The sequence below is a fragment of the Pseudoalteromonas sp. SR41-8 genome, assembly GCF_014163915.1.
Classification (GTDB): domain Bacteria; phylum Pseudomonadota; class Gammaproteobacteria; order Enterobacterales; family Alteromonadaceae; genus Pseudoalteromonas; species Pseudoalteromonas rhizosphaerae.
This window is the reverse complement of sequence record NZ_JACJEE010000004.1, coordinates 141,347-163,984: the sequence shown is the minus strand read 5'-3', so window position 1 is coordinate 163,984 and position 22,638 is coordinate 141,347. Positions and strand designations below refer to the sequence as shown.

General features: G+C 41.4%; 22 protein-coding genes. 13 read left to right on the top strand and 9 right to left on the bottom strand.

Annotated features, from left to right (window positions below; all coding sequences use genetic code 11):
- Window positions 1–40: 40 nt before the first annotated feature.
- Entirely contained in the window at window positions 41–3,886 is a 3,846-nt protein-coding gene (locus H5162_RS04770) for an EAL domain-containing protein (RefSeq protein WP_182777820.1), read from the bottom strand.
- Between the two features lie 162 nt (window positions 3,887–4,048).
- A complete protein-coding gene (gene trmL / locus H5162_RS04765) occupies window positions 4,049–4,513 on the bottom strand; it encodes a tRNA (uridine(34)/cytosine(34)/5-carboxymethylaminomethyluridine(34)-2'-O)-methyltransferase TrmL (RefSeq protein ID WP_182777818.1) in 465 nt (154 codons plus the stop codon).
- Window positions 4,514–4,621: 108 nt separating this feature from the next.
- Here trmL and H5162_RS04760 point away from each other — a divergent pair, with 108 nt between their 5' ends.
- Entirely contained in the window at window positions 4,622–5,533 is a 912-nt protein-coding gene (locus tag H5162_RS04760; RefSeq protein ID WP_145235244.1) for a cation diffusion facilitator family transporter, read from the top strand.
- Here the strand turns inward: H5162_RS04760 and H5162_RS04755 are convergent.
- The 3 genes from H5162_RS04755 to H5162_RS04745 are packed head-to-tail and all read right to left on the bottom strand — an operon-like array spanning window position 5,509 to window position 8,547.
- The gene (locus tag H5162_RS04755; protein WP_145235527.1) at window positions 5,509–6,453 is read right to left on the bottom strand and encodes an alpha/beta fold hydrolase; all 945 of its coding nucleotides are present in this window, start codon (window positions 6,451–6,453) and stop codon (window positions 5,509–5,511) included. The genes H5162_RS04760 and H5162_RS04755 overlap by 25 nt on opposite strands.
- An 11-nt stretch (window positions 6,454–6,464) precedes the next feature.
- Window positions 6,465–7,880 (bottom strand): ATP-binding protein, encoded by a 1,416-nt coding sequence (locus H5162_RS04750; protein ID WP_182777816.1) that lies wholly within the window; start codon window positions 7,878–7,880, stop codon window positions 6,465–6,467.
- Entirely contained in the window at window positions 7,858–8,547 is a 690-nt protein-coding gene (locus H5162_RS04745; protein WP_182777814.1) for a response regulator, read from the bottom strand. Before H5162_RS04745 ends, H5162_RS04750 begins: the two co-directional genes overlap by 23 nt.
- Before the next feature lie 172 nt (window positions 8,548–8,719).
- Here H5162_RS04745 and H5162_RS04740 point away from each other — a divergent pair, with 172 nt between their 5' ends.
- Complete coding sequence (locus tag H5162_RS04740; RefSeq protein ID WP_182777812.1) at window positions 8,720–9,244, top strand: Spy/CpxP family protein refolding chaperone; 525 nt, start codon at window positions 8,720–8,722, stop codon at window positions 9,242–9,244.
- A 672-nt stretch (window positions 9,245–9,916) separates the two neighbouring features.
- On the opposite strand, the gene H5162_RS04730 is transcribed toward H5162_RS04740, so the two are convergent.
- From H5162_RS04730 to H5162_RS04720, 3 genes are read right to left on the bottom strand one after another with little or no spacing between them, the layout of a single operon-like run.
- Window positions 9,917–11,104, bottom strand: a complete 1,188-nt coding sequence (locus tag H5162_RS04730; protein WP_182777810.1) for a VWA domain-containing protein — start codon at window positions 11,102–11,104, stop codon at window positions 9,917–9,919.
- 1 nt (window position 11,105) lies between these two features.
- Entirely contained in the window at window positions 11,106–11,954 is an 849-nt protein-coding gene (locus H5162_RS04725) for a MoxR family ATPase (protein ID WP_182731547.1), read from the bottom strand.
- 51 nt (window positions 11,955–12,005) lie between these two features.
- Window positions 12,006–12,245 carry a DUF1653 domain-containing protein gene (locus H5162_RS04720; protein ID WP_182767256.1) on the bottom strand — a complete coding sequence of 80 codons (240 nt, stop codon included), beginning with the start codon at window positions 12,243–12,245 and terminating at the stop codon, window positions 12,006–12,008.
- A gap of 60 nt (window positions 12,246–12,305) precedes the next feature.
- Between H5162_RS04720 and H5162_RS04715 the strand changes: the two genes are divergently transcribed.
- The 11 genes from H5162_RS04715 to rpoS all read left to right on the top strand — a co-directional run bounded on the left by H5162_RS04715 (window position 12,306) and on the right by rpoS (window position 19,957).
- A complete protein-coding gene (locus tag H5162_RS04715) occupies window positions 12,306–12,788 on the top strand; it encodes a DUF2947 domain-containing protein (RefSeq protein ID WP_145235259.1) in 483 nt (160 codons plus the stop codon).
- A gap of 90 nt (window positions 12,789–12,878) precedes the next feature.
- Window positions 12,879–13,508 (top strand): hypothetical protein, encoded by a 630-nt coding sequence (locus H5162_RS04710; RefSeq protein ID WP_182731534.1) that lies wholly within the window; start codon window positions 12,879–12,881, stop codon window positions 13,506–13,508.
- Window positions 13,509–13,569: 61 nt separating this feature from the next.
- Entirely contained in the window at window positions 13,570–13,860 is a 291-nt protein-coding gene (gene ftsB, locus H5162_RS04705) for a cell division protein FtsB (protein ID WP_145235264.1), read from the top strand.
- Entirely contained in the window at window positions 13,850–14,551 is a 702-nt protein-coding gene (gene ispD / locus H5162_RS04700; RefSeq protein WP_182777808.1) for a 2-C-methyl-D-erythritol 4-phosphate cytidylyltransferase, read from the top strand. The genes ftsB and ispD overlap by 11 nt, the downstream gene beginning before the upstream one ends.
- Complete coding sequence (gene ispF / locus H5162_RS04695; protein ID WP_182735495.1) at window positions 14,548–15,030, top strand: 2-C-methyl-D-erythritol 2,4-cyclodiphosphate synthase; 483 nt, start codon at window positions 14,548–14,550, stop codon at window positions 15,028–15,030. Before ispD ends, ispF begins: the two co-directional genes overlap by 4 nt.
- Entirely contained in the window at window positions 15,027–16,076 is a 1,050-nt protein-coding gene (truD, locus tag H5162_RS04690) for a tRNA pseudouridine(13) synthase TruD (RefSeq protein WP_182731531.1), read from the top strand. The genes ispF and truD overlap by 4 nt, the downstream gene beginning before the upstream one ends.
- Entirely contained in the window at window positions 16,057–16,821 is a 765-nt protein-coding gene (gene surE / locus H5162_RS04685) for a 5'/3'-nucleotidase SurE (protein ID WP_145235272.1), read from the top strand. Before truD ends, surE begins: the two co-directional genes overlap by 20 nt.
- Complete coding sequence (locus H5162_RS04680; protein ID WP_145235274.1) at window positions 16,811–17,449, top strand: protein-L-isoaspartate(D-aspartate) O-methyltransferase; 639 nt, start codon at window positions 16,811–16,813, stop codon at window positions 17,447–17,449. Before surE ends, H5162_RS04680 begins: the two co-directional genes overlap by 11 nt.
- Before the next feature lie 9 nt (window positions 17,450–17,458).
- A complete protein-coding gene (locus H5162_RS04675; RefSeq protein WP_145235276.1) occupies window positions 17,459–18,037 on the top strand; it encodes a YqaA family protein in 579 nt (192 codons plus the stop codon).
- Window positions 18,038–18,077: 40 nt separating this feature from the next.
- Window positions 18,078–18,902 (top strand): peptidoglycan DD-metalloendopeptidase family protein, encoded by an 825-nt coding sequence (locus tag H5162_RS04670; protein WP_182731530.1) that lies wholly within the window; start codon window positions 18,078–18,080, stop codon window positions 18,900–18,902.
- 59 nt (window positions 18,903–18,961) lie between these two features.
- Complete coding sequence (rpoS, locus tag H5162_RS04665; RefSeq protein ID WP_145235280.1) at window positions 18,962–19,957, top strand: RNA polymerase sigma factor RpoS; 996 nt, start codon at window positions 18,962–18,964, stop codon at window positions 19,955–19,957.
- Window positions 19,958–20,057: 100 nt separating this feature from the next.
- Here the strand turns inward: rpoS and mutS are convergent, their stop codons facing one another.
- Window positions 20,058–22,628 (bottom strand): DNA mismatch repair protein MutS, encoded by a 2,571-nt coding sequence (mutS, locus tag H5162_RS04660; RefSeq protein WP_182731529.1) that lies wholly within the window; start codon window positions 22,626–22,628, stop codon window positions 20,058–20,060.
- Window positions 22,629–22,638 lie beyond the last annotated feature (10 nt).

Genomic DNA, 22,638 nt, shown 5'->3' with positions numbered 1-22,638 from the left:
GTATAAACGCTGGCAGTTAATCTAATAACTAACATGGTACTTAGTCATTCATCAAATTAGATTGTTTTCTCAGGTTGTTTTTTTCGAGATAAGCAGCTACTTTTTCAGCACAAAGCGGGCGACTATAATAATAGCCTTGCATCGTATTACAGCCCATAACATGCAACATATAAGCCTGCTCTTTAGTTTCAACCCCTTCGGCAACAACATCGATATGTAAGTATTTAGCGAGGCGAATAATTGTCGCGGTAATATTACGATCCTGCTCACTATCGACAATATCTTTTATGAAAGAGCGATCAATTTTTAAAGTATCAATTGGAAAACGTTTTAGATAGCCCAATGATGAATGACCAGTACCAAAGTCATCTAGCGCAATGGTAAATCCTAGTGCTTTTAAGCGATTCATTTGCTGTTGGGCAAATTCAGGGTTGTCCATCATGGCACTTTCAGTTATTTCTAACTCAACACAGCGCGCAGGTACGTCGTAGTTTGTTAAACACTCAGTGAGGGTTTCGACTAAACTACTTTGCTGAAAGTGCAGAGCTGAAACATTAATAGCTACTTTGCCAAAACTCACCCCTTCATTACGCCATAACTCTAGTTGCTTAAATAGCTGCTTCATTAGCAATAAAGTGAGAGGAATAATTGCGCCATTTTGTTCTGCAAGAGGGATAAATTCAACAGGACTAATTATACTGCCATCAACTTGTGGCCAACGGACTAAAGCTTCAAAACCATGTACTTGATCTTTATCTGCGTTATATTTTACTTGGTAGAATAATTGAAAATCCTGATGTTCGATAGCCCGAAAAAGTGCACTTTCTTTACTTAGCTCATTAGTATCAATCGTGTGTTTAGATTTATCAAAAAATTGATAATTATTGTGACCCATCTTTTTGGCGTGATTAAGCGCACTGTTGGCGCTGCGCATCAGCGCTTCGCTGTTATAACCATTTTCTGGGTACCCAGCGATGCCACAACAGGCAGAAATAAAGCTCTCTATACCATCAAGCATAAACGGTGTTTGGAATTGTTTAAGAATATTATCGGCCAGTTTTTTGGCGAAAAAGACGGTCTTACCTGAATATAAATAGGGCGGTACAAGTACAGCAAATTCATCTCCCCCTAAGCGGGCCAAGGTATAACCAGAATCAAGGTTTCGAGTGAGTCTGCCCGCAACTTCTTTTAATAGTTCATCACCGATTGCGTGACCAAGGGATTCGTTAATTTTATTAAAATTGTCTAAATCTATAAAAATAATCAGTAAATTAGGGAAGTTGTTATTACAGCTGGCAATTGCCTTATTTACAGATTCAATAAAAATAGTGCGATTGGATAGCCCAGTGACAGAATCTCGAGTGGTTAATTTAAGCATCGCACGTTCATTATTCTTACGTGCAGTTACATCTGAAAATAACCCAATATAATGCGCGCTACTAGTACGTAGGTTAGGGGTTTTTACTTTCGTTATCGATAAATCTAAGGCATAGGGTTGCCCGTCTTTACGCACATTCCAAATTTCACCAGACCAATAACCATCAACCTCTAGATCATTATAAATGAGGCTTTCTAATTTTTTATCGCGGCCGTTTACAGTAAAGGCTTTTGGTTTTTTACCCACTACATCAGCAAGAGTAAAGCCACAAATAGTTGTAAATGCTTGGTTTATGTTCGTTATTTGAAACTGTTCATTGGCGATCCAAATGGCATCTTTTGATTGCGTCATTAACGCGTTGACCAAATTATGTTTAGCACCACTTTTTAATCTATAAACAATTAACAGCAGTAAAATAGCGAAAATAGCCGCTAAAATGAGATAATTGATCCAGTGAGGGAAAGTAAAAGCAGTTTGTTTAATCATTAACACTAGCGGTTCGCTGTTTACTTGATTAAGGTTTTTAACTTCAAGATAAATATTCTTTTCACTACTTGCCAGTGACAGCATAGTTTGAGTCGGCGGCAGTGCTAGCCAATCGCCATTGGGATCAAGCCGGTAATTTAGCCGCATAGGTAAGAGGCTATTACTGCTAAACCAAACAGAAATCCCTTTTAGCGGTTGGCTGGTATTTACTGCGTTGGTTGCTAAGTGGTAATAGTCTTGGCTTTTATCTTTGTAGTGCAAAGTCAAATGACTGACTAAAAAAGAGCTGCTTTGAGGTTGTGCTTGTTTTGAATGTACTTCTAATAAAGTATTACCTGTTGGTGCAAACAACATTATTTTATCACGATAGCTAACGCTAAAGAGTGAACTCGGAAGTTGCTCATAACTTATAGAATCATCAATATAAGCGGCAATACTATGAGTGGCATTTTCAACCCATAGGTTAGTGCTGGGTTTGTAGAGTTTTATCGCTTGAGAATCAACTATCCACAAAGCATTTTGTGGTGCTTCGTAAATGGCTGTGGTGTTAAACGTACTTACTTTATCAAAATTTATCTCAAGTGTTATTTGCTGAGAATTTTCAGGTGCTTGCCATTGGCTCAGCCATAAGCCGTTACTTGTTGCAAGCCAAAGCCTTGAAGAGTTGCGTTGATAATAAATAGCGTTGATCTGCCCGAGGGCTTCAGTTTCAAGCACAAGGGCGGTGAGCTGTTGTTTAGCAATATAAAATAATTGCTCACCATTACTTGCTAGATATTGCTCGTCATTAAGGGATGTTAAAGCATTAATGTTATTAATTGGTAGTGTTTGGTTTTGTTGCTGCGTCGCAAAATCATATTTTATTAATTGCTTTTTGGTTGCTACCCAAAGTGTTGTTGGGGCGGTTGAATACAGGGCAGTAACTTGATCCTTTATTAATAAATCAAAAGTGAGGTTGCGGGCACTGTATAAATATAAACCAGTGTCGGTTGCAACAGCCCATTTATCTTCGCGCAGATAAGCGATGGTAATAATTTTTTTATGTTGTGTAAAATTATCTAACTGTTCCAACATGTCAAAGTATTGCTGCATACGCGGAGCAGGATTATCGGTGATAGGGGTTGTGATAATTTGCATTGCAGGGAGCTTTAGCCAGCTTTTAGTGGCAGTTTGCAGCCACAGTTGTTGGTTGTTTTGTTTAATTGATAAAAAGCGTGCAGGAGCACTATAAAATAAAGGATTAGTGTTTTTGGTCGTTAAATCATGTTTATAAGCGCGATTTTTATGCAAATAATAAAGCTGATCATCAAAGTAATTTAGTTGTTGAACATGCGCATGCTGGAGTTTTATTTCTTGCATAGAGTGCGTGTTGTTAAACAGGTAATGTTGGTCGTTATTGGTATTGATAAGGATCGCTGCTGAGGTTTGACTTGGACTCAACTGCGCGATAGGTGCGGGGACGATAAGCTGAGCTGTAATTGCATTACTTGCTAAATCAAAGTGACTAACTAAATTACTACCTGAATGTAGCCATAGGCTGTTGTTAAATCCCAATGCGAGTTCGACGATCTGCTCTGAAAAGGCGAATGGAGAATAGATTTTTTCGTCTTTTATAGTGTGGATCTGACCTTGGTACAGAAAGTAAAAGCCGAGCTCGGTGGTTAATATCGGCTGTTTTAGCGGTGTTGCTGTTAGTTGAATTAACTGGTTGTTAATTAAGTTTATTAAACTCAGCCCTTGCTCAGTGTTAATTAATAACCAGGATTTATAAGTAGCTACTTGTAAAATGGCTTGATTCGCAAATGATGAAAAAGGTGGTGCTTGGCCACTAAAAAGATGCACCGAGTCGTAATTAAACAGCCCTTTATTGGTAGCGAGCCAAAACGCATTACTCGGGTCTTGAGTAAAGTCATTAATGGCGGGTAGCGAAAGTTCATTCGCATTTAATTCAGCTACACTCGCGTTTGCATTTACAATAGATAACATGCTAATAAAACAGCATATTTGAAGGGAAAAACGCATTACAATCCATTGAATCAGTTTAAAAAGAACTTATTTAGAATAGTGTAGGAATAGAAATAATGCGAATCCACTCGAAGCAAATTTATTGCTATATGTAGTGCTAAATTATAATGGTGATTATAAAACAAGGCGCCCAACGATATAGGCGCATTTTAATATAATTTACTGCGCGTTAGGAAAGCCTAACTGACGCCATGATTCATAAACAAAAACAGCCACTGCGTTAGATAAGTTCATGCTTCTACTGTTAGCTTGCATAGGAATACGCACACGTTGTTCATTAGGTAGTGATTGAATTAAATCATCTGGTAAGCCACGGGTTTCTGGGCCAAACACTAAACAATCACCTGCTTCATAATTCGCTTGATGGTGAAATTGACTGCCTTTAGTGGTACATGCATATACTTTTTTAGGTTGGCATTTTTCTAAGTAAGCTGCAAATGACGGATGGCGTTGCACATGGCTAAATTCATGGTAATCAAGGCCAGCTCTTTTCACGCGCTTATCGTCCCACTCAAAGCCCAAAGGCTCGATTAAATGCAAAGCATAGCCCGTATTTGCACACAGGCGAATAATATTCCCTGTGTTAGGTGGAATTTCAGGTTGGTATAAAACGATATCAAGCATAACGAGCCTTATTGGTGATCTACATTTTGACGTTCGAGAGTATACACGAAACAGATAAAAAAAATGATATACTCATTTTAAGTAAACACTTTAAGCATAGGCAAAAACGTGCATCAGCGCAGTTATGAGTTTTGGGTAAAAACAGCAAGTGTGGTCACTATGGTGATGGTGAGTTTAATGATTGCTGCTAAATGTTGGGCATGGCTTGCGTCTGGCTCTGCCTCTATGCTCGGATCACTCACCGATTCCTTGATGGATATTACCGCTTCAGCAATGAGTTTTATGGTGCTCTTTTATGCACTGCGCCCAGCTGATGACGATCATCGTTTTGGCCATGGTAAAGCCGAAGCCTTGGCGGGTTTAGGGCAAGCGGCATTTATTGCAGGCTCTGGTTGTTTATTGGCGTTTCATGGTATAGAGCGATTATTTAATCCTGTGGTACTAAGTCATTCAATGCTCGGGGTATGGGTTAGTCTATTTGCGATTGCTTGCACCTTAGTGGTGGTTTATGTACAAACTCAAGTCATTAAGCACACCGAGTCAATTGCAGTTAAAGCAGACTCTGTGCATTACAAAGGTGATATAATTTTAAATGCAGCAGTACTGCTGGCCATACTGCTTGCGCAAAATGATATGCTGTACGCGGATCCTATTTTTGCCATTGGCGTTGCGGGTTATTTGCTTTATAACAGTTGGGATATTGCTAGGCAAAGCGCTGACCATTTAATGGATAAAGAGCTACCTGAGGACGAAAAAGCCAGTATTATATCAATCGCTAACAGCCATAACGATGTATTTGGCGTACATGACGTACGCACGCGACAAGGTGGTAAAGTTAAGTTTATTCAAATGCATTTAGAGCTTGAAGATCAACTCCCCTTGATCCGTGCTCATTATGTAGCGGATGAAGTAGTGGCGATGATCCAACAAGAATTTAATTGTGAAATGGATATTTTGATCCATCAAGATCCAATGTCATTGAGTAATAGCCGCGCTCAAGTTAATGAATCACAAAACTGATAAAAACGGCTAAGCACAGCTTTGCGAATGGTGTCTTGTTCAAATAGTAACTCGTGCTTAGCATTCGCAAATGTTTGTAAAATAGCATTACTTTGACGGTGAACTAAGGCTAATTGGGCTTGGTTATCAACCACAGTATCATTCTCAGCACTGGCTACAAAAAGTGGAATCGATAGCTGTTGTTTTTCAAGAGTTGCCATAAAGCCAAAAGCTTCATTCAACCAGCCGTAAGTCACCCCGCCTAATTGTAGCGCGCTATCCGTTTGGTAGGTTTGTCTAAATAAATCATAGCGAGTTTCGCTACTGGTAAGGTCATTCTGTGCGAATTCATCAGGCAGGTAATCTGCTTGGCCAAACGCATAGTGTTTATTAAAACCAAACAAACAGGCAGCACGGGCGGCAAGTTTAGCCAGTGGTTTGGGAGTACCTTTAGTGAAAATATCAAACATGGGCGAAGACAAAAATACCCCACTGTAGTTATGTTCAAACCGGGTCAGGAAATCAAAGGCAATCGCGCCGCCCATTGAATGCCCTAGGATGACTTTTTTGCCTTGGTAGAGTTTACTGACAATTAGACGGTCAAACAGTGCTAAATCATCAGCATAATCACTAAATTTATTAACAAAACCTTTATGAGGATTGGCTAAAGCGCGATAAGAGCGGCCTTGGCCTTGATGATCAATAATAAACACCGCATAGTTATTTTTGTATAACTCCCAGATTAGCTCTTGGTATTTATCTAATCCTTCAATGCGTCCAGAGCAAATAACAATAGCGGCCTTGGCATGCTCAGGTATCACATAGCCATAATATAAATCGCCATTATCGGTAGTCAGCTGCGCTTTGTGCAACTGCTGCTGAAAAAACTCTGTGATCTCAGGTTGTTGGGTAAGTAAGTTTTGCTCTGTGCTGTAAAACATAATGGCCATGATTATTTTTGTTTATCCAGAGGTAAGGCGATACGCACACATAACCCACTTGGTTGTTTATTATGCAGCGTTAAACTGCCAGAATGGGCGGCAATTGCATTTTTAGCAATTGCTAAGCCAAGTCCTGTGCCGCCGCTAGTTCTGTCTCGTGCATCCGATTGGCGAAAAAATGGCTCACATAATTTGGCTAAATTTTGCGGTTCGACGCCCGGGCCATCATCGCTGATCTCTATATAAATAGCATCACTTAAACTCAATGTTAGGGTGATTGTTTGCTCTGCATATTTTATTGCGTTGCGTAAAACATTCTCTAGCGCACTGGCAATGAGGCTCTCGTCACAATAAATATCAACATTGAGTTGACCATTTATAATTAATTGCTTATTGGTCTGTTTAGCTTCAAATTGCGCATCATTCAAAACATGATCAATAATGATCTGTAAGGATTGTTGATGCAGCGATAGCGCCTGACTTTTCGCCTCTAAGCGCGATACTTGCAGCACATCAGCGATCATTTTATCGAGCTGATTTGCTTCTTTTTCAATGCGTAATAAATAGGTTTGGTTTTCTTCTGGGGTCTGCATTTGCGCAAGACCCGTAGCCATTTTAAGGCGAGTTAGGGGGGAACGCAACTCGTGAGATATATCAGCCAATAAGCGCTTTTGTGCAGAAATCAGTTGCTCTAACTGACTTGCCATACTATTAAAGTCGCGGCCAAGTACGCCCAGTTCATCTTGCCTGTTTGGATCAATTTCAGCGCGCGCGGTTAAATCGCCGTCAGAGAGCTTAATTGCAGCTTGCTTTAAGTGATTAATAGGAGCAATTAGGTTACGACTAAATATAAAACTTAAAGTTAATGAAGCTAGTAAAGCAATGATCACTTTTAGCCAAATCGGCATCAGCTTTAACCGTATAAAAAAAGGTGGTTGATGATTCTCATCAATTTCGTATAGGTAAAATTGCCCCTCAGGAAGGTTTATTTTTATCGGTCCGAATGCTTGATAATACTCGGTAAAAATAATTTGTGGCGGCATGTTTTTAGTGAAATTAAGTAAACTTAAATCAATCTCACTTGATGGTACTCTGCTACTGATAGAATGATCTGGCTGATCTGAATTTAAATATAGTAACTTTTGTTTTGCAAGCCGCGGATGAGTTAAAATTTCGGCCGCTGGTTTATTGTGTTTTTCAATTATGCGTTCAATATTTTTGGCTGTGTATTGCAGGTTTTTTTTCATTGGCCCACGCAAGTCCTCATTACTAACTTGATTAGTCGCAATGTTACTTAAAAACACCAACGCAGTAATGGTGCCTATAATTGTCAGCCAAAACCAAGCAAAAATCTTAAAAAACAAAAAGTGCTGAGGGTTTTTTAACCAGGGGAATAGAGTTTTATTACTCTCCTTGGATAAAGACATAACCAGTCCCTCGCATGGTTTTTATTCGTTCTGCATTGTTGAACTCGGCAATTTTTTTACGAATATTACTCACATGCATATCAATTGAGCGATCAAAAGAGGCTAGGCGTCTACCGAGCACCTCTTCACTTATTTGCTCTTTACTGACTACTTCACCTGCATGTTTAACCAGTAAGGCTAGTACTTCATATTCAGTACCGGTGAAGCTTAGCGGGTGTTCATCTACATACGCTTCGCGGGCAGCTAAATTTATAACAATATTATTAACGGTTAACTTATTACTGCTGGTATTTGCTAGGCTAGTAATATGTTCTATACGACGAGTAATCGCTTTAACCCGCGCGAGTAATTCACGATGATTAAATGGTTTAGGAATGTAATCATCAGCGCCTAGTTCAAGACCAAAAATACGGTCAAAGTCTTCACCTTTGGCGGTTAGCATGATCACCGGCGTTAATTTTGTTTGCCTAAGCTGTTTTAATACTTCAAAACCATCTAGTTTCGGTAACATAACATCGAGTAAAATTAATGCATACTCTTGCTCAAGCGCTTGTTTTAAGCCTTGTTCACCATCATGGGCACATTCTATTTGAAAACCTTGCGCAGTTAAGTACTCCGAGAGTAATTCACATAAACCGGTATCATCATCAATCATTAATAGCTTCATTATTTGCTCACCTTAACCACGCTGGAATAACTTCATTTTACGCCTTAACGCACTTAAAAGTGAACCTTTACACAACCTTTACATTGCTTTGCGTTGCTTTGCACTTGGTTAGTTATAGTGAATATAACAACTGAACAGACACTAAGTTACAAGCAACTCAAAGGTAATGATTATGACTATTTCAAGTAAAGTTTCTAAACTAGTATTAATTTGTGGATTAGCGACAGCAACATTAGGCACTGGCGCCGTAATAGCAAAAGAGGGCATGGATCATAAACCAGGCCATTCTCAACAGCACAAACAAGCGCGCTTTTTACTCTCTGAGCGTGGCGTTAAAAAGCTTGATTTAACTGAGCAACAACAAACCCAGTTAAAAAGCATTTTTGATGCGCAAAAAGCACAATTTAAAGCGCTACGTGGCAACGATAAACAGGCCATGAAGCAAGAGCGTGCTGCCCATAAGGCACAAATGCAAGCATTGTTAGATATGCCAACCTTTGATGAAGCCGCAGCAAAAGAGTTATTAGCGCAGCGCCAAACCAAAGGCGAGCAATTTGGCTTAATTAACCTAAAAACGCAGCATCAAGTATGGCAAGTATTAAATGCTGAACAACGTGAAAAGTACCAAGAAATTAAAAAACACATGCGTAAAAAAGGTGACAAAAAACGCAGCCGTGACGAACAAATGGCAGGCTAAGTAATTACCAAAATTACTAAAGCGAAAAAAGAAGCGCGGGAGAGATCCCGCGCTTTTCTTTTTTAACGAGCCATATAGCAGCGATTTTATATCGCGTTATAGTTCTTTTCGAGGGATGAGTAAGCTTAAAGAGGATTATGTTATTTAAGAAAAAATGCCAAGGGGCCTCGAGCAATGAGCTCCGAGTACATCCCAGCACCTAGCCCCTATTTTTACAATTACTTCTCTAAAAGCGCAGCGCCTCATAACCTCTTTGTGAATAAACTTTAATTGCACGGGGTAAACCCGCGCCTACGAAATATCACCCATCTCGTAGCAGCGATTTTATATCGCGTCATAGTGTTAATTTGATAAGTGTACGTAATTTGCGTACATTTAAGCGCATGCACAAGGCAAGCTAACCTTACTCACTTATGCTATGAATGATGCAAATAAGCCCGCCATTTCATCCGATAAAATAATCAATATTCGCGAAGCGTTTAATATGTCGCGCTGAGTATTTGCAAACTTATTACGTACCTCAGCAAGAATGTTTGAAAACTGGGAACAAGGGCGCATTGTTCCTAATGGGCAAGCAATTACTTTACTAAAACTGGTGCAGCGTTATCCAGAAACATTGAATCATATAGCTGAGTTGTAGAGTTAGTTTTCCTAGCCCCTATAATCTAGCACCTATGTTAGCTCTTTTATCGCATTACTTATGCCATCTAAACTCAGTGGGTACATGCGTTTGTTCATTAGCTGCTTGATAAAATCAATTGATTGGTAGTAACGCCAGTGTTCAACCGGTTGTGGGTTGAGCCACGCGACTTTATCAAAGTGGTTGGTGATACGAGCAAGCCAGGCACTGCCGGGCTCTTCGTTGTAGTGTTCAACAGAGCCGCCGGGGTAGGCGATTTCATACGGGCCCATAGTGGCGTCGCCAACAAAGATCACTTTATAGTCACTGGTGAACTTGTTGATCAGCGTCATGGTGTCGATGACGTTGGAATGGCGGCGCTGGTTATCTTGCCATACGTGTTCGTATAAACAGTTATGAAAGTAGTAAAACTCTAAATGCTTAAACTCGCTATGCGCGGCGCTAAATAATTCTTCACAGGTGTGGATGTAATCATCCATTGAGCCGCCAATATCAAACAGCATCAATACTTTTACCGCGTTGTGGCGCTCTGGTGCCATTTTTACATCCAGCATGCCGCCTTGCTTGGCGGTAGCGCGAATGGTCTCGTTTAAGTCGAGGGTGTCGCTGGCGCCAGTGCGAGCAAACTTGCGCAGTTTTTTAAGGGCGAGCTTAATAGTGCGTGAGCCAATTTCACGATCGGAATCTAGGTTACGGTATTCGCGTTTATCCCATACTTTTACTGCTTGGCGATTGCGGTTGCCGTCTTGACCAATGCGCACTCCCTCAGGGTTATAGCCATACGCGCCAAATGGCGATGTACCACCCGTGCCCACCCATTTATTGCCACCAGCGTGGCGTTTTTGTTGTTCTTCTAGGCGCTCTTTGAGGGTTTTCATTAGCTCATCAAGGCCGCCCATGGCTTTAAGCTGGGCTTTTTCTTCATCGGTTAGGTGTTTTTCAAACTCTTTGCGCAGCCAATCTTCAGGTAAGTTGTGCTGCTGTTTTAAGCTTTCGAGTAAGTCCAGATCGGCAATGCCGCTAAAGTAATCAGCAAACGCTTTATCAAACCTGTCAAAGTGGGTTTCGTCTTTAACCATAATGGTACGGGCTAAATAGTAAAAACCGTCAACATCGGCAAATACCGCGCCTTTTTTTAGCGCGTTGATCAAATCAAGCAGCTCGCGCAAACTAACAGGTAAACGGTATTCACGCAGTTTGAAGAAAAACGCAACCAACATCTTAACGGCGACTCATAAAGGCAAGTTTTTCAATTAAGCTGATATCTTGCTCATTTTTAAGTAGTGCGCCAAACATTGGCATTAAACCGCCTTTTTGAGTTTTGTCATGCAGAGTTTTTGCATCGATGTCTTCAGCCATAAGCAGTTTTAACCAATCAAGTAACTCGCTGGTGGAAGGCTTTTTCTTAATGCCGTTGACTTCACGTAGATTAAAAAATACTTCTAGCGCTTGGCGAACTAAATCTTGTTTTACGTGTGGGTGGTGAACATCGATAATTTGCTGCATTTCATCACTAGATGGAAAATCAATGTAATGGAAAAAACAACGGCGTAAAAAGGCATCGGGCAGTTCTTTTTCGTTGTTTGAGGTGATGATCACAATAGGGCGTTGTTTTGCGATTACACGCTCACCGGTTTCATAAACATGAAATTCCATTTTATCGAGTTCTAATAGTAAGTCGTTCGGGAATTCGATGTCGGCTTTGTCTATTTCATCAATTAATAATACCGGGCGTTTGTTATGTTCTTCACCATAGGTAAATGCCTGCCACAACTTGCCTTTAATAATATAGTTACCAATGTCGTTTACCCGGGCATCACCTAATTGGCTGTCGCGTAGGCGTGATACCGCATCGTATTCATATAAGCCTTGCTGCGCTTTAGTGGTCGATTTGATATGCCATTGGATAAGTGTGGTGTCTAAGCTTTTAGCCAACTCCTCAGCCAGCATGGTTTTACCTGTGCCGGGCTCGCCTTTGATCAAAAGTGGCTTTTCCAGCAAAATAGCCGCATTAACCGCTTGTTTTAACGCTGAACTTGCGATGTAGTTATCAGTAGAATTAAATTGCACGTAAATACCTATCTGGTCTGAGCAGTAAACAATATGCCTATCATGCCATAGTTAATCGGCTTCACCAAGGTAGCTAAAGCGTGGAATAATTTGGCCGTCTTTTTCAATCGTTTCGCTAAACATACTAAGCGGTCTTGCCCAAATGCCAAACTCACCATACAAGGCTTGGTAAATAACTAATTGTTCGTCTGTTTCACTGTGAGTGGCGACGTACAGAACTTTGTACTTTGGGCCTTTGTAGTGTTGGTATATGCCTGATTTGAGGGTATGTGGTTTTATTGCTGTAGTCATGTTTTGATCTCTTGTATAATTTGTCTTTGCACTTTTAATGCTAACTAATTTGCCAATACTATGAACTATATTTCGTTAGATGATTACAAAAAAGCGTGGGTTTTTCGTCATAAAGATGCGCCAGTAACAGAACAAGACCTTGCCTTAATTAAACCTATGAGCCATGAGCGTGCCGCTGTTTTATGGAGCACCATGGTGAGCCGTGAACATGACCATCCTGATTTTTTTGAAAAAACAGACTGGTGTGGTAACGAAGACAATTTCTCGCAAACTATTCACTGGGAAGCTGCATGGGAAGCCGGCGCTGAGCAACTGCCAGCTGAGATCCTTGCGCACTTAGGTTGGCAAGCTAATACCACAGTGTATTTTTGTATCGCCCGCGATAATATTATCGAAACCAGCTTTGATGTGTTTAAACGCAATTGGCAAAATTTTATGTTTTTAGCTGATGGTAGTCTGTTATTAGGTAAGAAACGTGATGAAGTAGTGCAGTTTTTAGAAACTGGCGATGCTAAATTAGGTATAAAGTCACAAGTTAAGTAACCTGAGCTTTGCTTTTGTAAAGAGCAGAGCTTAAAAAGCAGTCAATACTGTGCTATAAAACAAGCAACTAGATGTTTTAGAGTATGATCGTTGGCTGCAAGCGACCCCTTTCAACAAGTCGATATTTGGCAATCAGATACACAACGTGTGCTATATGCACAGTTGTGCAATGCTTTTTATGCGCGGGAAATAGGTCAATTAGTTGTTGAAGTTAATGAACAGCGTTTACGCAAGCGATTAAAAAGTCTTCCTTATTATATAGAACGCGCAGCAACGGCCGTGGTAAATGGTCAAGTTCCTTTTCAGTTAGATCCGCACAATGGCTGTTGGCTTGATAAGCAAAAAGCTCAGCCTCCCAACGCAAAAAATAATGATGATTTTTATCAAACACATAAAAATGTAGGTTTAATTGTTCCGCTTTTACTCAATAGCGCAAATCAAACCCGTGTTGCAATAGACAGCATCGACCAAGTAAGCGACAATAAACTTCATTGTAATGAGCATGGTTGGTTTGACTGCCAAGGTCAGCCGCTTGAAGGGCAGTCGGTGGTGTTATTAAAGCCCACAAAGGCAACAATGGCCGCTGCTTGTTGTGGCCATCAGTGGTCTTTTGATAAACGCACGACACCGCGAACGTTATCACTGAGAGAAATGCTGCTAGCAGGCAATATCAATTGGCGTAATTTAAAACGTCCCCATGTTCGAGTTAAAAAAATATAATACCAGTAGCCTTAATCGCATTATAAATTTGTACTGGTAGAGTAAAATCAAGGAGTGTTTAATGCGACTGTTTCAATTCACGCTGCTGTGCTTAGCGTTATTTGTACAATATCGATTATGGTTTGGCCACAACGGTGTACAAGATTATAGTCGTTTAAAAGCTGCTGTTACTTCACATCACGATACTAATGCTCAATTGATCAAACGTAATAAAGTGCTTAAAGCCGATATTGAGGATTTAAAGCTTGGTCAAGAAGGTGTGGAAGAGCGCGCTCGAAATGAATTAGGGATGATCAAACCCGGCGAAACATTTATTCGTGTTTTACCTGGGCAGCAACAAAATGACAACTAATTATACCCTTGCAGCCATAGTCCCAGCCGCTGGCGTGGGAAGCCGTATGCAACATAGCGCACCGAAGCAATACATTCGCTTGGCTGGTAAAACAATTCTTGAACATACACTTGCTAAACTAGCGCAACTCAAACAATTAACGACTATTGTGGTGGCCGTCAGCGATGATGATCCTTATTTTGCTACACTGGAGTTTATTGATCAGCGCATTGTCCGTGCAAGTGGCGGCAAAGAGCGAGCCGACTCGGTACTTAATGGCTTATTAGCGCTTGCAGATAACCCGCCTGATTGGGTGTTAGTGCATGATGCGGCAAGGCCGCTGGTTACCTTGGCTGATATTGGGCGCTTACTTAGTGAGTGTATTAACGCTGACGAGGGCGGTATATTAGCAAGCAAAGTGAAAGATACCATTAAGCGCGGTGCAACTCATAGCCAACAAACAGTACCACGGGATGACTTATGGCAGGCGTTGACCCCGCAATTATTTAAGTACCACGATTTAATGCAGGCATTGCAAACTGCGCTTGCTCAGCAGGTTACGATCACTGACGAAGCATCGGCAATAGAATGGGCGAATAAGCCTGTAAAGCTGGTGGCTGGGCGTAGCGATAATATTAAAATAACCACTCCAGAAGATTTAGATTTAGCCAACTTTTTACTCCAAAAACAACACAGTGAGAATGCATCATGATTCGAATCGGCCATGGCTTCGATGTCCATAAATTTGGTGGCGAAGGCCCGTTAACTATTTGTGGTGAAAAGATTGCTTACCCACAAGGCTTTTTAGCGCACTCTGATGGTGATGTTGCGATTCATGCACTATGCGATGCTATTTTAGGCTCATTAGCAATGGGTGATATTGGCAAGCACTTTCCTGATACCGCCAGTGAATATGAGAATATAGATAGCCGTATTTTATTACGCCATGTTGTTGATTTAGCTAAGCAGCAAGGCTATGTACTGGGTAATGCGGATGTAACGATAGTAGCGCAAGCGCCAAAAATGCTGCCGCATATTCAAGCCATGCGTAAAAATTTAGCCGCCGATTTAAACGCTGAACTGGGCCAGGTAAATGTCAAAGCAACAACCACTGAAAAGCTCGGTTTTGAAGGGCGAAAAGAAGGTATTTCAAGTCATGCAGTGGTTATCATGAGCAAGCAATCACTATGAGCGAGTTAAATTATTTATACGGTGCACCATTATCTAAAGCAGATTTTAAAACCACTGCTGAAGATTTTATGGTTGATGAGGATTTAGGCATAGAGTTTACAGGCAGTGGTGAACACGTCTGTTTACAGGTCGTTAAAAAAGGCGAAAATACCCAATACGTTGCTAAATTACTTGCCCAAAAAGCGGGGATTTCGCCACGTGATGTCAGCTTCGCTGGTATGAAAGATCGCCACGGAGTATGTAGTCAGTGGTTTAGTGTGCCAGTACCCATTAAAAAAGACATTGATTTTACTGAGCTAAACAGTGAATCACTGTTTATCATTGCTCAGCAACGGCATAATCGTAAGCTGCGGACTGGCTGCCACAAAGGTAATAAATTCAGCATTATTCTACGTAATGTAACTCAGCCGTTAGACATTCTTTGTCGTATCAACGCGGTACGCGCCGGGGTGCCTAACTATTTTGGCGAACAACGCTTTGGTCACGATGGTCATAATTTAGTGATGGCTAAAAAGATGTTTGCCGGTGAGCGCATTCGTGACAAAAAACTACGTGGTTTAATTATCTCTGCTGCACGTTCTTATGTGTTTAATCAAATAGTGAATTTGCGTGTTGCTGAGCACGGCTTAGCTAAAACCATGCACCGTGAAGTGTTTATGCTCAGTGGTAGCAATGCATTTTTTGAAGATGCCATTAGCGATGAAAATATCGCTCGTCTTGCCTCTGGCGATATTATGATGTCTGCGCCATTGGTCGGCACTAGCGAAAAAGGCCTCACCGAACAAGAAAAAATATGGCTAGAGCCGTATCAAGATTGGTGTGAAGGGCTTGGTAAGTTAGGGCTGAAAAATGAGCGCAGAATGTTGCGTTTGATCCCACAAGATTTAACCGTTGAAACGATTGATGAAACTACCATTAAATTGAGCTTTGGTTTACCCAAAGGCACCTTTGCCACGGCATTGTTACGTGAGCTGGTGGATTACACAGATGCAAGCCCACGAGTACATAAAGAACAGGACGCTGAAAATGAAAATTCTTCTAAGTAACGATGATGGTGTTAATGCAAAAGGTATTGCAGTGTTGTATCAGGCATTGACGCAAATTGCAGACGTAACGTTAGTTGCACCTGATCGCAATTGCAGTGGCGCAAGTAACTCACTGACGCTACTTAATCCACTGCGTGCTACCACGCTAGATAACGGGTTTATTTCGGTCAATGGTACGCCCACTGATTGTGTACATTTGGGCGTGAATGAATTACTTAATGAAAAGCCCGATTTAGTTGTGGCTGGCATTAACCACGGTGCAAATTTAGGTGACGATACTTTGTACTCAGGGACTGTTGCAGCAGCAACCGAAGGACGTCATTTAGGCTTGCCCGCAGTGGCGGTGTCTTTGTGCTCAAAAGAAGGCAATCATTTTGAAACGGCAGCAGCGGTGACTGTCAGCATAATTAAAGAGCTGGCGTCACATCCATTGCCAAAAGATCAAATCATCAACATTAATGTGCCAGATATTCCGTTATCTGAGCTAAAAGGCGTGCAAGTAACGCGTTTAGGTGCGCGTCATAAAGCAGAAACCATGACTAAACAACAAGATCCATGGGGACGAGACATTTATTGGTATGGGGTTTTAGGTGCCGAAAGTGATGCCGGAGAAGGTACAGACTTTTATGCTATCAATAATGGCTATGCATCGGTTACGCCACTAAGTGTTGATATGACAGCGAAAGATAGTTTGGCTGCGGTTGGTGAGTGGCTTAAAACAATGGAGATCAACGGTGCTGGCTAATTATACTCGAAGTGCCCGTGCGCTCGCTGACCTATTACAGCGTGAAGGTGTTGAAGATAAATTGGTACTCAGCGCTATTGCTGATATTCCACGTCATGTATTTGTTGATGATGTACTTAAGCATAAAGCGTATCAAAATACGGCGTTGCCAATAGGTCAAGGACAAACAATTTCACAGCCATATATTGTTGCCCGTATGACCGAGTTACTGCGTTTGGCTGGCGTGCGCGATAAAGTACTTGAGATAGGCACGGGTTCAGGCTATCAAACAGCGGTACTGGCGAAAACCTTTTCAAAAGTATTTTCGGTAGAGCGAATTAAAGCGTTACAATGGCAGGCTAAGCGCCGTTTACATAACCTAGACTTATACAACGTTTCCATGAAACATGGCGATGGTTGGCAAGGCTGGCAGTCACAAGCGCCGTTTGATGGCATCATTGTAACCGCCGCTGCATCGCAAGTCCCGCAGGCATTACTTGATCAACTCAGTGATGGTGGGGTGATGATTGCGCCAATCGGTAATGAAGATCAACAACTGGTTATGGTTGTGCGCGAAGGCGAAAAATTTACTCAACATGTTATTGCGCCAGTTAGATTTGTACCTTTAGTCCCTGGCGACATTGAATAGGAAGTCACTTTGAAATTGTTTACTAAGTTATACGATATGGCATTAGTGTGGGCAAAACATCGCCACGCAGAGCGTTATTTAGCTGGGATGAGTTTTGCTGAATCGGTTATTTTTCCTATTCCACCCGATGTAATGCTTGCGCCGATGTCGCTTGCACAACCGAGCAAAGCATGGCGCTATGCTACTTTTGCTACAGTTGCTTCGGTGCTTGGCGGTATTTTAGGTTATTTGCTCGGGTTTTGGTTGTTTGAACCTGTAGTAGAGCCATTAATAGCGCAAATGGGTTGGCAAGAAAAGTTTAATACCGCTTTAAGCTGGTTTAAAGATTATGGCGTATGGGTGGTGTTTTTAGCCGGTTTTTCGCCAATACCCTATAAAGTATTTACTATTGGTGCTGGGCTTTTGCACATGGCGTTTTTACCTTTTTTATTAGCCTCTGCTGTCGGGCGTGGTGCGCGGTTCTTTTTAGTTTCAGCGCTAATGAAGTGGGGCGGAGTAAAAATGGAGCAAAAATTACGTCAATATGTTGAGGTACTTGGCTGGGGGGTAGTGATTTTAGTGGTGGTTGCATACTTTTTATTACGTTAAGCATCTAAATAACTACTTTTAGCACAAGGAGCAAAACACCATGAATAAACAGTACGTCTTCTATGTTACTTTATTTACAAGTGTTTTGCTCAGTGCCTGCTCATCTCGACATGCCCCTGCTCCGGTCAGTAGTTTAAATACCAGTGTTAAACCTTATACTAGTAAAGTAAATATTAATGGTGACCGCTACACGGTTAAAAAAGGTGATACGTTATATTCGATAGCCTTTAGCGCCCAGCAAGATTTCCGCACGTTGGCAAAAAATAATGGCATACCAGCCCCTTACATAATCCAACCGGGGCAAACAATTTCTTTTAATAATGTACCTGAAAAAATAAAAAGGCATAAAAAATATACGAAACCGAGTAAAAAGTCTACAAGTGACATACAAAAAAATAACAAAAAATTAAAGAAAGAGCTTGATCAGCCAAAACAACGAGAGTATGTTCAAAAACAAGCCAATAGGAAAATTAGTAAAAATAACAGTTTGTCCTCGACCCAAGTTAAGTGGTCGTGGCCAGCTAAAGGAACAGTAACTCAGCGTTTTTCAACCAAGGAAAGCGGGTATAAAGGGTTACAAATTACTAATAAAAAAGGTGTCGCTGTTTTTGCCGCAGCACAAGGGACTGTAGTTTATGCGGGTAACGCACTTAGAGGATACGGTAATTTAATTATTTTGAAACATAATGATGATTATCTTAGTGCCTATGCACATAACTCTAAGTTGCTAGTTAAAGAAAAACAGGATGTGAAAGCTGGGCAAAAAATAGCCGAGATTGGCAGTTCAGACTCTGAAGTGACGGCATTGCGTTTTGAAATCCGTTACCGAGGACAAGCTGTTAATCCTGAGAAGTATTTGCCTTAGCTATCGGTCGGGTATTGATCATAGTGATTAAGATCACTTGTTTGCTTGAGGGTACGCTCATGGGTAACACAGCAAAAATAGAAAAAACGAAAGATGCGATTGATGATAAATTTGATGATATAGCTGTCGCTGATACAGACTCTGAATTATTAGATGACGTCGATAAAGATGATGACAAAGAAGATGAAATATTTGCCAAAGAGGAAATCACTAAGAATTTAGATGCGACTCAGCTGTATTTAGGTGAAATTGGTTTTTCGCCATTATTAAGTGCTGAAGAAGAAGTCTTTTTTGCTCGCAAAGCATTAAAAGGCTGTAGCGCTTCTCGTAAACGAATGATTGAAAGTAATTTACGTTTAGTTGTTAAAATCGCCCGCCGTTATAATAATCGTGGCCTTGCGTTACTTGATTTAATTGAAGAAGGTAATCTTGGTTTGATCCGCGCCGTTGAAAAATTTGATCCTGAACGTGGTTTTAGATTTTCGACCTATGCGACTTGGTGGATCCGTCAAACAATTGAACGCGCCATCATGAATCAAACCCGCACAATTCGCTTACCAATCCATGTAGTGAAAGAACTTAACGTTTATTTACGCACCGCACGTGAACTAACGCAAAAGCTGGACCATGAGCCCACTGCCGAAGAAATTGCAGCGTGTTTAGACCGACCAGTTGAAGACGTAACTAAAATGCTGCGTTTAAACGAGAAAATCACCTCTGTAGATACACCTATTGGTGGTGAAAACGATAAAGCATTGTTAGATATTATTGCCGATGAAAAAGGCTTTGGCCCGGAAGGCGAAGTACAAAATAATGATATCAATAAGCACATTGTAGACTGGTTAGGTGAGCTTAATCCTAAGCAACGTGAAGTGCTTGCACGTCGTTTTGGTTTGTTAGGTTATGAGCCATCAACGCTTGAAGATGTGGGTCGTGAAATCGGTTTAACGCGTGAGCGAGTAAGACAAATTCAAGTAGAAGCACTGCGCCGCTTAAAAGATATTTTGCAGCATGAAGGATTAAGCACTGATAGCTTGTTTGATCAGTTTTCATAACATTGATAGAGCAATAGACGCAGCAACACAAATACACACAGAAAATAATTATTAAAAGCTGAGGAGCTAACTCTTCAGCTTTTTTTGTGCTTAAAGCATGCTACAGCAGCGATTTTAGCTTATATAGTAAATCTTGAGCTTGGCGTGGGCTTAAGTTATCTAGGTCAACCTCAGCGAGTTGTGCTTCTACCTGTGATGGTTCAGCTGCAAACAATGATGGCTGTACTGCATTGATATCAGCAGTGACTGGCTGATGATTCTCCAGCATTTTAAGCTTTTGTTTTGCCTGCTTTATAACTGCTTTTGGCACCCCAGCTAAGGCCGCTACTTGCAAGCCAAAACTTTTACTTGCGGCACCATCAAGTACGGTATGCATAAAGGCGATTGTGTCGTTGTGCTCTATCGCATCTAAGTGAACATTCACCAGTCCCGCTTGTTGCTCGGCTAGTTCGGTAAGTTCAAAATAATGGGTTGCAAATAAAGTTTTAGCGGATATTTTTGATGCTAAATGATCCGCTGTTGCATAAGCTAATGATAGACCATCGTAGGTACTCGTCCCTCGGCCAATTTCATCCATTAACACCAGTGACTGCGCGGTAGCATTGTTTAAAATGGTGGCTGTTTCGGTCATTTCGACCATGAAGGTTGAGCGACCTGATGCTAAGTCATCACTGGCGCCAATACGTGTAAATATACGGTCGATATTACCAATCTTAGCGCTGTCTGCTGGCACAAAGCTACCAATGTGTGCCATTAATACAATCAGTGCAGTTTGGCGCATATAGGTTGATTTACCGCCCATATTTGGTCCCGTAATGATCAGCATTTTACGCTGAGCATTAAGCTCTACAGGATTGGCAATGAAAGGGTCTTTCATTACTTGTTCAACAACTGGGTGGCGACCTTGCTTAATACTAATGTCATCGTTATCGCACAGTAGCGGTTTTGCATAGTTCAATGCAATTGCACGCTCGGCAAGGTTATTTAGCACATCTAAATCTGCCAGTGCTGCCGCCATTATTTGTAGCTGTTCAATGTGCGGGGCAATAAATTCAAACAGTTGTTCGTAAAGTTGCTTTTCAAGCGCCAGAGCTTTTGATTGGCTACCTAACACTTTATCTTCATGCTCTTTAAGCTCTGGAATTATATAACGTTCGTTATTTTTAAGCGTTTGGCGACGAATATAATCAGCAGGCACTAAATGTGCGTTGGCACGACTTACTTCAATAAAAAAGCCATGCACACGGTTATAACCGATTTTAAGGGTGCTAATACCGGTGCGTTCACGCTCGCGCTGTTCGAGTTGCTCAAGAATGTCGGTAGCGCCTTGGCTGAGTGAACGCCATTCATCGAGTTCACTGTTGTAACCCGGTGCAATTACGCCACCATCACGAATAAGTACCGGTGGGTTTTCAATCACTGCTTGCTCAAGTAATTGCTGTAAATCAGGTAATTCAGGAGATTGCGCGATGATCTGACTAATGCGAGGATCGCTGGCATCGGTTAATAGCTCGTGCAGTGGAGCTAGGGCTTGTAGTGCGCTACGCAGACGGGTTAAATCGCGCGGACGAGCGGTCCACAATGCTAAACGAGCAATAACACGCTCAATATCACCTATTTGTTTTAACGACTCATGTAGCTCACCACACAGCTGTACATCGATAATGGCACTAATCGCATTAAGGCGAGCGTTAAGCTCAGGTTTAGAACGTATTGGTGTATGAATACGACGCTTTAATAGCCGTGAGCCCATCGCTGTTGCTGTTTTATCAAGTACTTGTGCTAAGGTGTTTTCAAAGCCACCAGAGAGGTTAACGGTCAACTCTAAATTTTTACGAGTGGCAGCATCTAAGATTACTGCATGTTCGTTATGTTCTAATGTGATGGCGCGAATATGGGGTAGAGCAATACGTTGCGTGTCTTTCACATATTGCATAAGGCAACCGGCGGCAACTAATGCAGCAGTTGCTTTATCAACCCCAAAACCGACTAAATCTTTGGTGCCAAACTGCTCGCATAACAAATGTTGTGCAGTGTCTAAGTCAAACTCCCATTCAGGACGACGGCGAATACCTTTGATATGCTCAATCAAATGAAAGTTGGCAAAGTCTTCGCTATAGAGTAACTCTGCTGGTGCTAAGCGTTGTAAAGTTGAACTAAATGCTTCTTCAGTATTTACTTCAACAATATTAAAACGGCCTGAGTTAATATCTAAGTAAGCAATGCCATACACGCCTTTTTTACTTTGCCAAACGCTGGTCAGTAAATTATCTTGGCGCTCTTGTAATAGTGCTTCATCAGAAATGGTGCCAGGGGTAACAATGCGTACAACTTTGCGCTCAACAGGCCCTTTGCTGGTTGCAGGATCGCCTATTTGCTCACAAATAGCGACGGATTCACCCATTTGTACCAAACGAGCTAAATAGTTCTCTACCGCATGATAAGGGACGCCTGCCATAGGAATAGGATCGCCGCCGGCTTTACCACGGTGAGTTTGTGAAATATCAAGCAGTTGTGCTGCACGTTTTGCATCATCAAAAAATAGCTCGTAAAAATCGCCCATGCGATAAAACAGTAGAATATCACGATGCTCAGATTTTATTTTTAGATACTGCTGCATCATCGGAGTTTGTTGACTTATATTGTGCGGTGCATAAAGATCGAACGACATGTATTTACCC

What these genes read in the sequence shown, in the direction of transcription:
- trmL (WP_182777818.1), bottom strand. Translation starts at nt 4,513, where the DNA reads ATGCTTGATATCGTTTTATACCAACCTGAAATTCCACCTAACACAGGG.
- H5162_RS04715 (WP_145235259.1), top strand. Translation starts at nt 12,306, where the DNA reads ATGAACTATATTTCGTTAGATGATTACAAAAAAGCGTGGGTTTTTCGT.
- truD (WP_182731531.1), top strand. Translation starts at nt 15,027, where the DNA reads ATGAGCGAGTTAAATTATTTATACGGTGCACCATTATCTAAAGCAGAT.
- rpoS (WP_145235280.1), top strand. Translation starts at nt 18,962, where the DNA reads ATGGGTAACACAGCAAAAATAGAAAAAACGAAAGATGCGATTGATGAT.
- H5162_RS04750 (WP_182777816.1), bottom strand. Translation starts at nt 7,880, where the DNA reads ATGTCTTTATCCAAGGAGAGTAATAAAACTCTATTCCCCTGGTTAAAA.
- H5162_RS04770 (WP_182777820.1), bottom strand. Translation starts at nt 3,886, where the DNA reads ATGCGTTTTTCCCTTCAAATATGCTGTTTTATTAGCATGTTATCTATT.
- surE (WP_145235272.1), top strand. Translation starts at nt 16,057, where the DNA reads ATGAAAATTCTTCTAAGTAACGATGATGGTGTTAATGCAAAAGGTATT.
- mutS (WP_182731529.1), bottom strand. Translation starts at nt 22,628, where the DNA reads ATGTCGTTCGATCTTTATGCACCGCACAATATAAGTCAACAAACTCCG.
- H5162_RS04740 (WP_182777812.1), top strand. Translation starts at nt 8,720, where the DNA reads ATGACTATTTCAAGTAAAGTTTCTAAACTAGTATTAATTTGTGGATTA.
- H5162_RS04745 (WP_182777814.1), bottom strand. Translation starts at nt 8,547, where the DNA reads ATGAAGCTATTAATGATTGATGATGATACCGGTTTATGTGAATTACTC.
- ispD (WP_182777808.1), top strand. Translation starts at nt 13,850, where the DNA reads ATGACAACTAATTATACCCTTGCAGCCATAGTCCCAGCCGCTGGCGTG.
- H5162_RS04755 (WP_145235527.1), bottom strand. Translation starts at nt 6,453, where the DNA reads ATGTTTTACAGCACAGAGCAAAACTTACTTACCCAACAACCTGAGATC.
- ispF (WP_182735495.1), top strand. Translation starts at nt 14,548, where the DNA reads ATGATTCGAATCGGCCATGGCTTCGATGTCCATAAATTTGGTGGCGAA.
- H5162_RS04730 (WP_182777810.1), bottom strand. Translation starts at nt 11,104, where the DNA reads ATGTTGGTTGCGTTTTTCTTCAAACTGCGTGAATACCGTTTACCTGTT.
- ftsB (WP_145235264.1), top strand. Translation starts at nt 13,570, where the DNA reads ATGCGACTGTTTCAATTCACGCTGCTGTGCTTAGCGTTATTTGTACAA.
- H5162_RS04670 (WP_182731530.1), top strand. Translation starts at nt 18,078, where the DNA reads ATGAATAAACAGTACGTCTTCTATGTTACTTTATTTACAAGTGTTTTG.
- H5162_RS04720 (WP_182767256.1), bottom strand. Translation starts at nt 12,245, where the DNA reads ATGACTACAGCAATAAAACCACATACCCTCAAATCAGGCATATACCAA.